Consider the following 15,268-nt stretch of genomic DNA (forward strand, 5'->3'; position numbering starts at 1 on the left):
TCTAACGCTTCTTCTTCAGCAAGTCTCTGGGCTTCTGAGCCCTGGGCTCAAACTCTAGGCTCTAGTGATTTAGGAGCCGAAATTACCCTCGCGCAGGGCCTCTAGGGCGTAGGCCAGATCCTGCGGGTAGGGGCTTTCAAACTCGACGCGCTCGCCGGTCGTCGGGTGCGTAAAGCCCAGGCGGTGGGCGTGGAGCCACTGGCGGGTCAGCCCCAGGTGGGCGGAGAGGGCCGGGTCAGCCCCGTAGGTCAGATCTCCGGCACAGGGGTGGCGCAGGGCAGAAAAATGCACGCGAATCTGGTGGGTACGGCCAGTCTCCAGGTGTACTTCTACTAAGGACGCCGGCCCAAAGGCCTCCTGAACCTCATAGTGGGTGATGGCCGGTTTCCCGTCCTCGTTGACCGCGAACTTCCATTCGCTGCCCGGGTGCCGCCCAATCGGGGCGTCAATCGTCCCCTTGAGAGGGTCAGGCAACCCCTGAACCAGGGTGTGGTAGACCTTGGTGACTGTCCTGTCCTTAAAGGCATTCTTCATCACCGAGTAGGCCTGCTCGTTCTTGGTCACTACCATCAGGCCCGAGGTGCCCACGTCCAGGCGGTGAACAATGCCCTGACGCTCAGCCGCGCCACTAGTAGCAATCTCAATCCCGGCGTGCTTGAGGGCCCCGACGACGGTCGGCCCGTGCCAGCCCATGGACGGGTGGGCCGCAACCCCGGTCGGCTTATCCACCACTACAATGTCATCGTCCTGGTAGACAATCGAAAATCCATCAACCTGCTCAGCCTCGATCCGGGTCAGGTCGCGCGGAGGGGCACCAGTTGCCCTCACCTGCTGGCCCTCAGCGGCCTTTGATGAGGCCTTAGCCTTCACCGGCCGCCCCTTCGGGTCACGCAGCTGAACCTCCCCGTCCTTAAACCAGGTGCTCACCGTTGCCCGCGACTGCCCGCTTACCTCAGCCAGCAGGGAATCCAACCGGGCCCCGGCCTGCTCAGCCGACACCACGAACTCAAGCTCAATCAGCTCACTCACTAGGGCTTCTCCTCACTTACCGCAGCCTTAACCTCCCGCTGACCATCCAGGCGGAACCCCAAAAAAGTCAGCAGAACAATACCGGCCATTGACACACAAATAGCAGCGTCCGCAATATTAAAAATCGCAAAGTTAGGCACTGAAATATAATCCACCACGTGCCCCACCCCGAAGCCCGGGGCCCGGAACAGGCGATCATGCAGATTCCCCACAATACCGCCAGCCAGGGTAGCCAAGAGAATCACCCAGGGAAGGGTACGGGCCCGGACGACAAAGGAGCAGGCAACCAGGGCGCCCAGGGTCGAAATCAGAGTGAAAATCCAGGTTGAACCCTCACCCATCGAAAAAGCAGCCCCCGGATTCAGGTAGTAACGCCACCAGAGCAAACCATCAACCACTGTGATTGTTTGCCCCACCGTCATGTTTGTCTCTACCAGGTGCTTCACCCACTGGTCAGCCCCATACACCAGGGCAAACAGCGAAAGGGCCAGAACAGCCTTCGCTCCCCCAGACACCGTCCGCACCGGAACGAGACTTATCTGACCATCAACTGGCTTAGCCACAACCCACCGGCCCTTCCTCAACAAAAAACTCTGCACACCAGCTTATCGCGAATGCTCGCAGACCGGGAACAGAGAAGACCTATCTTAAACATCTCAGGCGGCATCTTCACCAGAAGATACCGCCTGAGTAAAAGTTAGATTCAGGGCCTAGTTGTTGCCGCTAAAGACGCCACCGCGCTGGGCGTTGAAGCTACCAAAACCGGAAGCATGCTGGGGTGCAGAACCCTCAGCTACAGGGCCACCCTTGGGCTCAAGGCTGGTGCTCTCTTCAAGGGTTGAGAGCTGCTTGTTCAGGTAGTCACGCAGGGAGGTGCGGTACTGGGACTCGAAGGTCCGCAGGTCAGCGACAGACTTCTCCAGCTCAGACTTGGTCTGTTCCAGATCGCCCAGAACCTTGCTGGACTCAGTCTTAGCTTCAGAGATCAGCTTGGATGCTTCCTCACGGCCCTCGGTGATGAGGCGTTCGCGTTCGCGCTTACCCTCGAAGACGTAGTCGTCGTGGACCTTCTGGGCCATTGCCAGCAGGCCGGTAGCACTGGATGAGCCCATTGCTGCTTCGGGGGCAGGAGCCGCAGGTGCTGCGGCTGCCACAGGAGCGGGAGCTTCAACGACAGGCTCAGCTGCAGCAGGTGCGGCTGCTTCAGCGGGGGCCAGTGAAATCTGTGCTTCTGCTTCTTCAAGCTGACGCTTGAGGCTTGCGTTCTCCGCATTCAGGCGACGAAGCTCAATAACGATTTCGTCCAGGAAATCGTCAACCTCTTCAGGGTTGTAGCCTTCCTTGAACTTAGTCGGCTGGAAGCGCTTATTGATGACTTCCTCAGGCGTGAGTGCCACGACTTTCACCTCTTACTTCTTAAAATCTCTTGTTTCACCCTGTAAGTGCCGGTGCTGGATGCAGGTGTGCATAGGTCCTAGACGGCGGCTATATGAACAGCCAAAGACTCAAAGGAAGAAATCACTCAGAACTCCAGGGTGAAGAGCCTGCGCGATGTCTTCAGTCACCTTAGGTACGCGGTCTAGACCTGAACGTCCCCCTTTTTTAGCACAACATAAAATTACCTGGAATTAGGCAAAGTTTCAACGGTCTGATGCCTTTTTCACAAAACTTATGTCAAACGTGTTGCCTACATAGTTTCTACTGCTGGGGCAGATAAGGGGCCCTACCGCGCAGCAGGGCGCGTTAGCCATATCACCTAGGAGAAAATAACTGTGAGGTTCAACAAGACCTGGTACAGGAAATAGAGGGCCAGCAGAAGCACCATGAAGCCCAGGTCCAAGGAGATACCTCCCAGGTTGAGAGGACGGATGTACCGGCGGGCCAGGTTCATCGGCGGGTCGGTGACGGCGTACACAAAGGACGAGGCCACAAGCACAGCCCCGCGCGGACGCCAGTACCGGGCAAAGGTCTGAATCCAGTCGAGTACCAAGCGCACCATAAACATGACGATCAGTAGGTACACTGCGATGGAAAGCAAGGAGAACAGGTAACCCAGCAAGACGCTAACCCTTAGAAGTGGTTGAAGGGGGTGACGTCGTCGCCGTCCAGGGCGACAGGAACCTCGGTACCTTCAGCGCCGAGAACCTCAAGGTTTGCCGGGGTGAGAAGGAAAACCTTGTCGGTGACCCGTTCGATAGAGCCGTTCAGGGCGAAGGCAAGGCCAGAGGAGAAGTCAATGAGGCGCTTTGCATCTGCCTCCCCCATTTCGGTGACGTTCATGATCACGGGAATGTTTTCACGGAAGGATTCACCGATGATCTTGGCGTCATTGTAGGAGCGGGGGTGGATGGTGGTAATCTGGCGCAATTCTTCGCTGCTTTCTAGGGTGAAGGACGGGGTCTTGGCGGGGGCAGGGCGGCTGCTAGCCGGGGCTGCCTGGGGCTCTGCGACGGACCGGGCCGGTACCTGGACCGGCTGGCTGGGGGCATTCGACCTGACAGGCTCGAACTCCAGGTCGTCCTCGTCAGGTCCTTCCACGAGGAGGTCTTCCGGGGCCAGGGCATGCCCTACCGGCTCCTGTACCGCCGGGCGGGCGGGGGCTACCGGTTCTAGTCCGAGTAGGACGTCTCGCTGGGCTGAGGTTTCTTCAATCCTCTGCTGGTAGGCAGGGTCGTAGTCTGAATGGTCCATGTAGTCCTTGTCGCTCTCTACTGACTCATAGACTGTTTCTTCGTACACGGTGTGAGGACGGCGGGCGACGGCCTGCCTCTCTACTTCCTCATCGGAGTGGCTGAGGCCCAGGTAAGCCAGTGCCTGTTGAATTGTGCGAGCCATGTGCGCCCTCTCTGTGAACTGCCCGTGCTAGTTTCGTGGCCTTGTGGGGTGGAGGTGAGTATCCACCTGAAATTTAACGGTATCAAATGTTGCTTGTCTTTTCGAAGGCCCCGCGCGGGGCCCAGGAAGCCCTAGGCCTGGTGACGGGCCCCCATAATTTGGGAGCCAATCCGCACCGTCGTGGCCCCCCATTTCACAGCCTCGGCCAAATCGTGGCTCATACCCGCAGAAATTTCGGTGGCTTCGGGGTAATTCTCGGTCAGGAGCTGGGAGTAGCCGTAGAGACGTTCAAAGGCGGCGCCGGCGTCCTGCCCGAGGGGGGCTACTGCCATCAGCCCGCCGAGGGTTAGCCCCGGCAGGGAACTGATGAGCTCCGCTATCGACAACAGGTCGGCCGGGTCTGCTCCCCCTCGGGCCCCGAGGGCCGCCTGGCCTGCGGTAGCCTCGACGGTCTCGTCCAGACCCACCTGGATCAGGCACCGAAGCCCCCCGCTCGAGTGGGCCGCCGGAGCTGAGGCCTCACCTGCCTCCCAGCGGGCAAGCCGCGTGAGGTAGGCCTTGGACAGGGCCTCAGCCAGCTGGGGCCGGTCAACGGACTGCACCTCGCTGGCATACTGAACCACCGACTTAGCCTTATTGGTTTGCAACTGGCCGATAAAGGACCAGCGCAGGGGATCTTCAGGGCCAGTGTAGTGAGCCAGTTCAGCGGCCTTACCGGATGCCTCCTGGTCGCGGTTCTCCCCTACCCGACGGACCCCCAGGTCATACAGGGCAGCGGCATCTGAGGCCGGGAAGAACTTCGTCACCACGATCAACTCGGGTTGAGCAGAATCGGGGGTACGGACGCCGGAAGTATCGTTGGCGGCTTCAACAAGACGGGCTTGCACGGCACGCACATTGGCAGCAAGCTCAGCCCGACGTTCCTCAGTGACAACGAGAGACATGGTTACTCCTCTGTTTTCTCTTCTATGCCGGGTGCCTCAACCCAGACCAACCCTGCGATACGTCCGGCAGCTTCGCCCCGCTGGGTGTGGCCCCGGTGGGAAAACAACTCAGGCGTTTCAAAGGTGCAGGCAGCAAGTTCCTGGGAGATTGAAACAACCGCAGGCAGGTTTTTCAGGACGGCCACAGCCCCAGCAGGTAGGTCTAGCCCGCTGGTGCCCCAGGAGGTCTCAGACTTCACCTCAGGAATCAAGGCTACCGACTCACCTTGCATCTGCTCAGGTACTTCATAGCAGCGACCACAAATGGACGGGCCGATCCAGGCCTTGATATGGGTGGCCCCACGGGACACCAAATCTGCGATTTCAGCTTGGATAACACCATCGAGCAAGCCCCTGCGTCCTGCATGGGCAACACCCAGAATCGGGGCACCTGTCTCCTGGTGTTCCCCCACAAAGACCAGAGGGATACAGTCGGCCACCATAATGGCAAGCGGCTGACCGAAGCTCGACGCAGCGTCAGCTTCCGGCGCTGCTTCCCGCACCGCCTCAGGGCTAATACCCGAAGGTGGCTGGCTGCCGTCGGCGTTGAAGACGGTTGTTCCGTGAACTTGATTCAGGTAGGTGAAGCCGCAGCTAGCCCCGGCACCCAAGAGGGCTTCTTCCAAGGCCGCCCTGTCTGCCAGGGTACCTGGCGCATCGTCGCCCACATGCAACCCAAGGTTGCCAGCCCCCACGGAGGTAAAACCAACACAGACGGTTGAACCGTCGCGTGTGGTAACCCTCGTGTGGGAAAAGAGGAGTTCTTCCATGCCTACTTGTTGTCCTTACAAAACTGAAGGGGTGAAAGCTTAGATGAATAAGCTTTCACCCCCTAGCCTACCCGGACGGGCCGGGGCGGGCTTTAGGTTTTACTTCAGGAAGTCGGGGACGTCCAGGGTATCGCGGCGGGTAGCCGGGGAGTCCTCAACAACCGGGGGAAGGTCTACGTCGAAACCGGCGTTGGTGGGTACGTCGTTGCCACCGTTGTTCCAGCTGTTGCCAGCGGGGGCGGCACCAAAACCACCAGCTGCTGCGGGGGCAGCTGAGGAGCTACCACCGAAGGTCTGCTGGGTACGGGTTGCCTGGGCGGCTGCACCGTTGTTGTTATTAGCGTTGGTTTCAGGGTTGACGGAGTCGAAGCCAGCGGCAATGACGGTTACGCGGGCTTCATCACCCAGGGCGTCGTCGATGACGGCACCGAAGATAATGTTTGCGTCGGGGTGGGCAACTTCCTGAACCAGGCGGGCAGCTTCGTTGATTTCGAAGAGGCCGAGGTCTGAACCACCCTGGATGGAGAGCAGGACGCCGTGGGCACCGTCGATGGAGGCTTCCAGCAGGGGGGATGCGATAGCCAGCTCGGCTGCCTTGACTGCGCGGTCTTCACCGGAGGCGGAGCCGATACCCATCAGGGCTGAACCTGCACCCTGCATGACGGACTTGACGTCAGCGAAGTCGAGGTTGATCAGGCCGGGGGTGGTGATGAGGTCGGTGATGCCCTGGACACCGGAGAGCAGAACCTGGTCTGCTGACTTGAAGGCGTCGAGCATGGAGACGTTGCGGTCTGAGATGGAGAGCAGGCGGTCGTTGGGGATAACGATCAGGGTGTCAACCTCGTCGCGCAGGGCAGCGATACCGGTTTCAGCCTGGTTGGAACGACGACGGCCTTCGAAGGTGAAGGGACGGGTAACAACACCGATGGTCAGGGCACCCAGGGAGCGGGCAATGCGGGCGACGACGGGGGCGCCACCGGTACCGGTGCCACCACCTTCACCAGCGGTCACGAAGACCATGTCAGCGCCCTTGAGGACCTCTTCGATTTCCTGTTCGTGGTCTTCAGCAGCCTGACGTCCAACGTCGGGGTTGGCACCTGCACCCAGACCACGGGTCAGCTCACGACCAACGTCAAGCTTGACGTCAGCGTCAGACATGAGCAGGGCCTGAGCGTCGGTGTTAATGGCGATGAACTCTACACCGCGGAGGCCAACCTCAATCATGCGGTTGACAGCGTTGACACCGCCGCCGCCGATACCGACGACCTTGATTACTGCCAGGTAGTTCTGGGGAGCTGCTGTATCCATGGATTCCCTACTGTTTGTGTTTACATCAGACCAAATCCAACCTTAGATTGAAGGTTGAGACTTGGAATAAACCTATCTATCAATCAATGAAAGATTACCAAGTACGCGGGGCTATTGTCGCCCCGGTTTGAGAAATGGACTTATATTTTCAGGAAAATACCGGAAAACTAGAAAGTTCTACTTCAAGTTGAAACTACTTGACTGTTGGAACCAGAGGACTTGAAACATCATAGGTTTCTACAGCCTGCTGGGAACCAACAGAGTCCATAAGCTGAACCAATACTTTAGCTTTAAGGTCGCTTTGGTCGGGTGTCCCCCAGATGACCTTAGTGCCATCAGTCATAGTCAAGGCAATACTAGAGGCCGAACTCGCCTCAGCCTTCGCAACCTGGCTCAAGATAGAACCAGGAAGGTGGGTCAGCACCCCGGTCACCGTCGCAAAAGCAGTGGTCTGAACGATGTCCATGCCACCTGCAACCAGGGGAACACCGGCGGCCTCAGGCGAGGCTGCCCGGCCCAGAATCGCCCCGTCATGATCTACCAGGACGTACTTGCCGTCCTGCTCAACTACAGCCACCGGCACCCGTTCGTGGAGCTTCACCACAAGATCGTGGGGAGGATGTGCTTCCAGGCTGATACCGTACAGCAGCTCTTCGTTGCCCACAATCTGGGCAACATCAGACTCAGTGATACGGGTCAGGGGGATACCTTCTAGCTGCCGGAGCTCCTTCTCCAGGGAGGGCTGGTCCAGAAGGTGCGCCCCCTCCACCGTGATGGTCCGGGTAGCCAGCAGGGGCGAATAAAAGACAACACCCACGAAGAGGGCAACAAACAGCAGGGCACCGAGACTGGCGTATCCAATCTTCTTCCAAGCACTCCCCCGACGCGGGCGCAAGGGGATCGGTGCGTTCTCCACCCTCGCACTGGCGTCCGCGTCTACGTCCTCGGCAGCGGCGTGAGCCTGCTGCCACTGGGCGAAGCGGCTGTTAGCCCGGATATCCACCAGGTTATCTTCCCGGCTATCCAGCTGGGAGACCTTGGAGGAGTTAAGACGGACCTTCGGCTTTTTCCGCTGGACGGGCTCGCCTGCCTGGTTCTCTTCGGCCACTAGTTGCCAGCACTCTCTTTGGCAGCCAAACCTTCAACCAGCTGGGCCCCCAGGGCGGTAACGTCGCCAGCACCCACGGTCATAATGATGTCACCCGGCAGGGCTGAATCAATCACAGCGGCCATAGCCTCAGTCGTGGAGGGGGCATAGTGAACCTCCGAGTAACCGGCCTCAGTGATCAGATGGCTGGTGACCCCTTCCATGGGCAGTTCCCGGGCAGGGTAAATATCCAGCACATACGACCGGTCTGCCTGGGACAGGGACTGGGCAAATTCAGCGGCAAATTCCTTGGTGCGGGAGAACAGGTGGGGCTGGAAAATCACATACAGGTTGTGGCCTGCAGCGACCGTTCGACCGGTTTCAAGCGCCCGGTGGACCTCGGTGGGATGGTGGGCGTAGTCGTCAAAAACCTTGACCCCGGCAGCCTCCCCGCGCAAGGTGAAGCGGCGGTCAGTACCAGAGAAACGGCCAAGGGCGGCCACGGCTTCCTCAGGAGTTACCCCCGCAATGAGGGCGCAAATGAAGGACGCCGTCGCGTTCAGCTGGTTATGGATACCCGGCACAGGCAGGGTCAGGGTGATATGCCCCTGGTGGCGCTCTCCCCCAACGGTAAAGTCCCACACCAGGTTTGAAGAGCAATCAGTGCCCTCAGAGGTGATACCCGTCAGCTGGACCATAGCTGAATCGCCCTCACCGTAGGTCACCACCTGGATGCCAGCGTCCAGGGCCCGGGCAGCAAGGTCAGCAGACCCCTGGTCATCTGAGCAGGTTACAAAGACGCCGCCAGGTGCCATAGATGAAATAAACCGGTTGAAGGCTTCAAAGACTCGTTCCGGGGTTCCATAGAAGTCCAGGTGATCCGGCTCGGCATTGGTAATCACCGCAATTTCAGGACGGTAACGCACAAAGGAGCCATCAGATTCATCCGCTTCAGCCACAAACCAGGATTCTGGCTCTGCAGCCCCCAGGTAGGCGTTGGTGTTATACCCGGCAATGGTTGACCCCACAGCAAATGAAGGAGCCAGGCCCAGGCCGTCCAGCATCACAGAAATCATGGAGCTGGTAGTGGTCTTCCCGTGGGTGCCAGCAACAGCAATCACCTTAGAATCCCGCATGGTAGCGGCCAGAGCCTCAGAGCGGTGCAGAACCGTCAGGCCCTGAGCCCGGGCAGCAGCCAGCTCCGGGTTCTCTTCCTTAATGGCGGTCGATACCACCACGGTATCCACACCCTCAATATTTTCTGCGCTCTGGGGTACCGAAATTTTTGCCCCCAACTGGCGCAGGGCGTCCAGGGCGGCACTCTCAGCCTGGTCAGAGCCGCTGACGGTCATACCGGCAGCCAGCATCAGCCGGGCAATAGCCGACATACCGGCACCACCGATACCCACAAAGTGCACGGCCCCCAACTGATCCAGGGCAGGACGCTCGGGGAAAGGAGGGTTCAAGGGTGCGGGAAGATCAATTGAAAGATCCATCATTGAGGTGCTCATGCTCGGGCCGCCTTCAAAATTTCATCTGCCATTACATACGCGGCATCGCGGATACCGTGCTGGTAGGACTTTTCTGCCATCTCGGAAAGTTTAGAAGAATCAGCCAGAAGGGCCGGAACATTAGCCCGGTACCAGTCGGCTGTAAAGTCAGAATCCTTCACCAGGATCCCTGCCCCAGCTGCAACCAGGGAAGAAGCATTCAACGCCTGCTCACCGTTACCAACGGGCAGGGGGACAAAAATTGCGGGAATACCGACAGCCGCAACTTCGCTGACGGTAGCGGCACCAGAACGCACCACCATCAGGTCAGCGGCCGCGTAGACGTCCTCCATGGAGGTAATAAACTCAACCTGCTTGTAGCCAGCCGCCTGACGGAGCTGACCGTCAGCGTCCTTAAGGGCCTTATCGCGCCCGGTGATGTGAAGCATCTGATACCCGGCAGCCGCGATCTCATCAATAATCTCAGCCACAGCAGTATTCATGCTCAGGGCCCCCAAGGACCCTCCGGTGACAACGACCGTCGGCTTGTCGACGTCCAGCCCCAACCGGGTTCTGGCAGCTTCCTGCTCTGCTGCCCGGTCGAGGGTAGCAATGTTCTGGCGCATCGGCATACCCACCGTACGGGCCCCCGGAAGCGGGGTCTCAGGGAAGGCCGTGGCCACTAGCGCAGCCTTCTTGGCACCCACCTTATTCGCCAGACCAGGCTTAGCGTTGGCCTCATGAATAATCACGGGAACAGCCAGCTTATTCGCTGCAAGGTACATGGGAGTGCAGACATAGCCACCAACTCCCACCACAACGTCCGCGCCAACCTCCGTCAGGATCTCCTGGGCCTGCTTGACCGAACGGGCAAAGGCCAGGGGGAACTTCAGGGCAGCCATATTCGGACGGCGGGGGAAGGGAACCCGAGGGATAAAAGCGATCTTGTACCCTGCTTCAGGAATCAGACGGGCTTCCATGCCGTCCTCGGTGCCCACAGTCACGATTGAAGCCTCAGGCTTCCGATCCTGAATGGCTCGCGCCATGGCCAGCATCGGGTTGATATGCCCGGCCGTGCCACCGCCAGCGAGCACGATAGTCGGTGCCTCAGTCATAAGTATTCACTCCCTCGGGGTATAGGTGCCCCTTCATTTTAGCCGGGGTTGGGGCTGAGCACACATTATCCCCTGGTTCAGTGAGCCTTCTTACCCCTGACGGTCGGTAGGTAGTTGCCGGGCCTTCCGGATGGTCCGCAGGCCAGCAGGGACCCGACGTTCAGCGGGGGCAGCAGGGCCTTCAGGACGCGCCACCGGGGTAGCGGGAGCCTGCTGGGCCGGGGTTTTCCCGGCCTTCTGGGAGGACTGCTGCTGGTAGGCCTGTTGGGCTTGCTGCACCTGGGCGGACGGCCTAGCCCCACTCACCGAACTGGATCGCCGCGCCTTGGCCGCTTCAACACTTTCAGTAGGCGTGGGCACCTGGGAGCGACGGACAGTAGCAGAACTAGGACGGGTATGGGCCGCTGAAGCCCGAACCGGCCGGGGCGAAGCCGTCCGGGGCTGCCGGTTATCCCTACCATCGACCAGCTGGTGGAAGCTGCTCATCAGTTTATCCAGGGTCCACCCGGCACCATCAGGGTCCCGGTTAATGACAGCCTGCTCGGCCTCAGCGAACTCTGCGATCCGCTGACGGCGGGCCTTATCCCTAGCGTCCTTGGCGTTGAGGGGGGCACCGCTCTCCCCCATAATCGGGTTCAGCGGGGTCTGGCGGGCAAAGGCAATCAGGATGCCCAGGCCCGCGAGAGAAGCAACCAGGGAAGAACCACCGGCAGAAATGAAGGGCAGGGGAACACCGATCACGGGCAAAATCCCCACCACCATACCGATGTTCATCAGGGCCTGGCCGGTAATCCAGGCGATCAAGCCTAAGGTTGCGTAGCGGATGAAGAGGTCAGATGACCGGAGCATAATCCGGATAGAGCAGTAAATAAGGGTCGCGTAGAGAACCAGCACAGCCAGGCCCCCCACCATGCCCAGCTCTTCACCAATCACAGCAAAAATGTAGTCGTTGTGGGCCTCAGCCAGGTAGTTGTACTTCTGCCGGGACTGGCCCAACCCGACACCCCAGAAACCGCCGGTAGCCAGGGCTGCCAGACCTGAATTAGCCTGGTCACACGAAGCCTCAACACATTCCTTCCAGAACAGGAAGGTATTGAGGATACGCTCAAGTCGATTGGAACTCATGATCACAAGAACCAGCCCGGCCAAGGCCGCGAGGCCCATCACCGATATCACCAGTTCCCTGGCGGGTTTGGCCGCAAGAAAAATAGCGGCGAAGAAGATACCGTACACCAACACGGTACCTGCATCGTGACCAGCCAGAATCAGAGCAATCACCAGGCCAAAACCCAAGATAGCGGGCATCAGGCCCTTATACATATTCTGGGCCGGGGTGCCGCCGTCCAGCCGTCCCTGCCGGGAATAGACTGAGGCCAACCAGAGAATCATGATGGGCTTGACGAATTCAGAGGGCTGAATGGAATAGCCACCGGGCAGGGGCAGCCAGTTCCGGTTACCCTTGATGTTTTCGCCCAGGAAAATCACCGCAGTCAGCAGGATAACCCCAAACCCTAGCAGAACCGTCAGCGTCAGGGGCCTGCGATACCAGGCCACCGGCACCAGGTACCCCACCACCAGCATGAGGACGAAACCGGCCACCCCAAAAATGGTCTGAGACTTGGCCTGGCCGAAGGGGCTGGCACCCAACGAAATCTGTTCAACGCTGGACGCTGAGAGCACCATCATGATGCCGAAAAGAGTCAGTAGTAGAGCCGTTGCGGTGAGCACAATCGGCACGTCTGTGAGCACCATGGTACTCAGACGAATCTGGGCATCTTCCCATGTGTGAACCAGCCACTTCCAGCCCCGGCGGATACGGCCGGGCTGACGTCGGGAATCTGATGATTGGGCAACGCTCATGGGCTCTGTTCTCTTCTCTACGGGGTTGGTCTTCGTGGGTGAGGACGGGGTCGCCCCGGGACGGTGTTGAACGGTGGGTCGTCAGTTGCAGGAGGGGAAACCAGCTCTAGCACTGATTTCCCCTCTCGGTTCACATTATGAATTGAGCTGATTGACCAGGTCGGTGACAGCGTCAATGAAGGAGTTGCCTCGATCTGCGTAAGAGACGAACTGGTCCATGGACGCTGCGGCCGGGGCCATCAGCACAGTGTCGTTTTGCTCGGATAGCTCATGGGCCTTGGCAATCGCCAGTTTCATGACGGCCCGTCCGTCCGTTTTATCAGCCAGGAGGGCACTTTCGGTGATGTTGTGGACCGGAACCTCAGGGGCGTGCTCTGCCAAAGCTGAGATGAGGGCGTCCGTGTCAGTGCCGATCACCACGACGGCCTTGAGGCGGCTCTTGTGCTCCAGCACCAGCTCGTCGTAGGTCACGCCCTTGGAGAGGCCACCTGCTACCCAAATGACGGGGTTGAAGGAGGCCAGGGAGGCGTTGGCCGCGTGCGGGTTGGTGGCCTTGGAGTCATTGACCCACAGGACACCGTGGGTGTTGGCTACCAGCTGGATCCGGTGGGCTCCGGGCTCATAGTTCTGCAGGCCAGCTTTGACGTCTTCAGGGGAAATCCCGGCGGCCCGGGTCAGGGCCGCTGCCACCAGGGCGTTTTCGACGGTGTGCTTGGTCGGCAACTGGCCGGTGTCAGCCACCTCAGCCAGTTCCAGGGCCTGGTTGCGGCGGTCGTCCAGGAAGGCCCGATCGACCAGCAGACCATCAATCACACCAACCATGGACAGGGAGGGGGTATCTGCCCAGAAGCCAATGGCCCGGGCCCCCTCGACCACGTCAGCCTCCTCGACCATACGGACGATCTCGGGCTGGTTCGCGTTGAAGATGCAGGCAACCTGGGTGTGCTCGTAAATCCGGGCCTTATCGGCCAGGTAGTTCTCGTAGCCCTCGTGCCAGTCCACGTGATCTTCTGCCACGTTCAGGACAACAGAAGCCAGGGGGGACATGGAGTAGGTCCAGTGCAGCTGGAAGCTGGAGAGTTCAACAGCGAAGAAGTCGTAGTCCACCGGGTCGCGCAGGGCGTCCAGAATGGGGGTGCCGACGTTGCCAACCGCCAGGGCCTTATGGCCAGCAGTTTGCAGGATGGATTCGGTCATGCCCACGGTAGTGGTCTTGCCGTTCGTGCCGGTAATGGCCAGCCAGGGGGCGACCTTGCGTCCCTCACGTTCCCTCAGGCGCCAGGCCAGTTCAACGTCGCCCCAAATCTGAATCTTCTGGGCAACAGCATCAGCCAGAATCCCCAGGGTGGGGGGCAGGCCAGGTGAGGTCACCACCAGGTCGGCTGGCTCGCCGTCCACCAGGGGCAGGGAGTCCATGGCGCCGGGGCCCAAAACAGAACCGGCAGCACCCACAATCTTCAGGGTGTCAGCCTTACCCCGGGTGGCCTCAGAGTCTGAGCCATCCACCACGATCACGCGGGCACCCAGCTCAATTAGGGTGTCAGCGGCCGAGAAACCAGAAATACCCAAACCTGCGACAACTACCCGCAGGCCAGCCCAGTCAGACTCCCAGCGAGTCAGCTTTTCCAGGCGCTCGTAGCCGTAGACGGGATTAGCGTTTGTAGCCTGCATTAGAGGGCACCTCCAGTTGCCAGGAGCCAGTCGCCGTAGAAGAGACCAAGGGCTACAGCCACGAACAGGCCAGCAACAATCCAGAAGCGGACTACAACGTTGACTTCGGTCCAGCCCTTCAACTCAAAATGGTGCTGCAAGGGAGCCATACGGAAGATTCGCTTGCCACCGCTCATCTTGAAGTACCCAACCTGGATGATGACAGACAGGGCAATCATCACAAAGAGGCCGGCGATGATGGGCAGCAGCAGCTCGGTGCGGGTCAAGATAGCGAAGGCCGCCAGGGCACCACCCAGACCCAAAGACCCGGTATCCCCCATGAAAATAGTCGCAGGCGAGGTGTTCCACCAGAGGAAACCAATCAGGGCACCAATCAGGGAAGCCGCCAGCATAGCCATCTGGTCAGGGGCAGGAGTGTCGTAGCAAATTGCTTGAACAGTGGAAGGATCGCACAGGTGCATGTTCTGCCACATGGAAATCAGCAGGTAACCACTGAAGACCATAATGGCAGCACCGGTTGCCAGACCATCCAGGCCGTCGGTCAGGTTCACGGCATTAGTGGTTGCTGTTGCAATCAGGTTTGCCCACAAAATAAACAGGATCGCGCCCACAACCGGCCCTGCAAAAGCCAAATCCAGCCAGGAAATATCGCGGGTGAAGGAGAGCTTCATGCTAGCGGGAGCCCACCCGTTATCGTCCTTAAGGAATACCGCGCCCAGGGCAAAGAGGGAACCGATGAGGCCCTGAAGAATAATCTTTCCCTTAGGGGTCAGGCCCTCGTTCTGCCTCTTCCAAATTTTGGAGAAGTCATCAATAAACCCGACACCGGCCATCCCCAACATGAGGAACATAGCCAGCAGCACCGAGGCTGAGGGAACGCCGCTCGCACCGGTGACAAGGGAAGTCAGGGCAAGAGCCACGAAGAAGCCCGCGACGGTAGCTGCCATCATCATGACGCCGCCCATGGTGGGGGTGCCCCGCTTGACCTGGTGGGAGGTCGGGCCATCCTCACGAATGAACTGGCCAAATTGCTGTTTGACCAGCCATTTTGTGTAGAGCGGGGTGCCGCTGATCGAAATGATCAGGCCAAAAGCTGCAGCCAACAGGATTGAAATCATGT

General features: G+C 59.4%; 14 protein-coding genes. All 14 read right to left on the reverse strand.

The window, feature by feature from the left end:
- Positions 1-69: 69 nt before the first annotated feature.
- Entirely contained in the window at positions 70-1,029 is a 960-nt protein-coding gene (locus tag L7A15_RS04415; RefSeq protein ID WP_237208391.1) for an RluA family pseudouridine synthase, read from the reverse strand.
- Positions 1,029-1,592: a signal peptidase II gene (gene lspA / locus L7A15_RS04420; protein ID WP_237208392.1), complete on the reverse strand. Its 564-nt coding sequence runs from the start codon at positions 1,590-1,592 to the stop codon at positions 1,029-1,031. The genes L7A15_RS04415 and lspA overlap by 1 nt, the downstream gene beginning before the upstream one ends.
- 147 nt (positions 1,593-1,739) lie before the next feature.
- Positions 1,740-2,426, reverse strand: coding sequence for a DivIVA domain-containing protein (locus L7A15_RS04425; protein WP_237188931.1), 687 nt, complete (start codon positions 2,424-2,426; stop codon positions 1,740-1,742).
- 359 nt (positions 2,427-2,785) lie between these two features.
- Positions 2,786-3,088, reverse strand: a complete 303-nt coding sequence (locus L7A15_RS04430; protein ID WP_336603491.1) for a YggT family protein — start codon at positions 3,086-3,088, stop codon at positions 2,786-2,788.
- 11 nt (positions 3,089-3,099) lie between these two features.
- Positions 3,100-3,567 (reverse strand): cell division protein SepF, encoded by a 468-nt coding sequence (locus L7A15_RS10775; RefSeq protein WP_423817284.1) that lies wholly within the window; start codon positions 3,565-3,567, stop codon positions 3,100-3,102.
- Between the two features lie 428 nt (positions 3,568-3,995).
- Positions 3,996-4,808 (reverse strand): YggS family pyridoxal phosphate enzyme, encoded by an 813-nt coding sequence (locus L7A15_RS04440; RefSeq protein WP_237188929.1) that lies wholly within the window; start codon positions 4,806-4,808, stop codon positions 3,996-3,998.
- Between the two features lie 2 nt (positions 4,809-4,810).
- Complete coding sequence (locus L7A15_RS04445) at positions 4,811-5,617, reverse strand: polyphenol oxidase family protein (RefSeq protein ID WP_237208394.1); 807 nt, start codon at positions 5,615-5,617, stop codon at positions 4,811-4,813.
- 99 nt (positions 5,618-5,716) lie between these two features.
- Positions 5,717-6,925, reverse strand: a complete 1,209-nt coding sequence (gene ftsZ / locus L7A15_RS04450) for a cell division protein FtsZ (RefSeq protein WP_237188927.1) — start codon at positions 6,923-6,925, stop codon at positions 5,717-5,719.
- A 193-nt stretch (positions 6,926-7,118) separates the two neighbouring features.
- A complete protein-coding gene (locus L7A15_RS04455; RefSeq protein ID WP_237208395.1) occupies positions 7,119-8,033 on the reverse strand; it encodes a cell division protein FtsQ/DivIB in 915 nt (304 codons plus the stop codon).
- Positions 8,033-9,523: a UDP-N-acetylmuramate--L-alanine ligase gene (gene murC, locus L7A15_RS04460; RefSeq protein WP_237208396.1), complete on the reverse strand. Its 1,491-nt coding sequence runs from the start codon at positions 9,521-9,523 to the stop codon at positions 8,033-8,035. The genes L7A15_RS04455 and murC overlap by 1 nt, the downstream gene beginning before the upstream one ends.
- Positions 9,520-10,617, reverse strand: coding sequence for an undecaprenyldiphospho-muramoylpentapeptide beta-N-acetylglucosaminyltransferase (gene murG, locus L7A15_RS04465; RefSeq protein WP_237208397.1), 1,098 nt, complete (start codon positions 10,615-10,617; stop codon positions 9,520-9,522). Before murG ends, murC begins: the two co-directional genes overlap by 4 nt.
- Before the next feature lie 90 nt (positions 10,618-10,707).
- Positions 10,708-12,477: an FtsW/RodA/SpoVE family cell cycle protein gene (locus L7A15_RS04470; RefSeq protein ID WP_237208398.1), complete on the reverse strand. Its 1,770-nt coding sequence runs from the start codon at positions 12,475-12,477 to the stop codon at positions 10,708-10,710.
- A 135-nt stretch (positions 12,478-12,612) separates the two neighbouring features.
- A complete protein-coding gene (gene murD, locus L7A15_RS04475; RefSeq protein ID WP_237200935.1) occupies positions 12,613-14,148 on the reverse strand; it encodes a UDP-N-acetylmuramoyl-L-alanine--D-glutamate ligase in 1,536 nt (511 codons plus the stop codon).
- A complete protein-coding gene (mraY, locus tag L7A15_RS04480) occupies positions 14,148-15,266 on the reverse strand; it encodes a phospho-N-acetylmuramoyl-pentapeptide-transferase (protein ID WP_237208399.1) in 1,119 nt (372 codons plus the stop codon). The genes murD and mraY overlap by 1 nt, the downstream gene beginning before the upstream one ends.
- Positions 15,267-15,268 lie beyond the last annotated feature (2 nt).

This window comes from Rothia nasimurium, from assembly GCF_928391935.1.
GTDB classification, from domain to species: Bacteria; Actinomycetota; Actinomycetes; order Actinomycetales; family Micrococcaceae; genus Rothia; species Rothia nasimurium_D.

What these genes read in the sequence shown, in the direction of transcription:
- L7A15_RS04440 (WP_237188929.1), bottom strand. Translation starts at nt 4,808, where the DNA reads ATGTCTCTCGTTGTCACTGAGGAACGTCGGGCTGAGCTTGCTGCCAAT.
- L7A15_RS04445 (WP_237208394.1), bottom strand. Translation starts at nt 5,617, where the DNA reads ATGGAAGAACTCCTCTTTTCCCACACGAGGGTTACCACACGCGACGGT.
- ftsZ (WP_237188927.1), bottom strand. Translation starts at nt 6,925, where the DNA reads ATGGATACAGCAGCTCCCCAGAACTACCTGGCAGTAATCAAGGTCGTC.
- murC (WP_237208396.1), bottom strand. Translation starts at nt 9,523, where the DNA reads ATGAGCACCTCAATGATGGATCTTTCAATTGATCTTCCCGCACCCTTG.
- murG (WP_237208397.1), bottom strand. Translation starts at nt 10,617, where the DNA reads ATGACTGAGGCACCGACTATCGTGCTCGCTGGCGGTGGCACGGCCGGG.
- L7A15_RS04470 (WP_237208398.1), bottom strand. Translation starts at nt 12,477, where the DNA reads ATGAGCGTTGCCCAATCATCAGATTCCCGACGTCAGCCCGGCCGTATC.
- murD (WP_237200935.1), bottom strand. Translation starts at nt 14,148, where the DNA reads ATGCAGGCTACAAACGCTAATCCCGTCTACGGCTACGAGCGCCTGGAA.
- mraY (WP_237208399.1), bottom strand. Translation starts at nt 15,266, where the DNA reads ATGATTTCAATCCTGTTGGCTGCAGCTTTTGGCCTGATCATTTCGATC.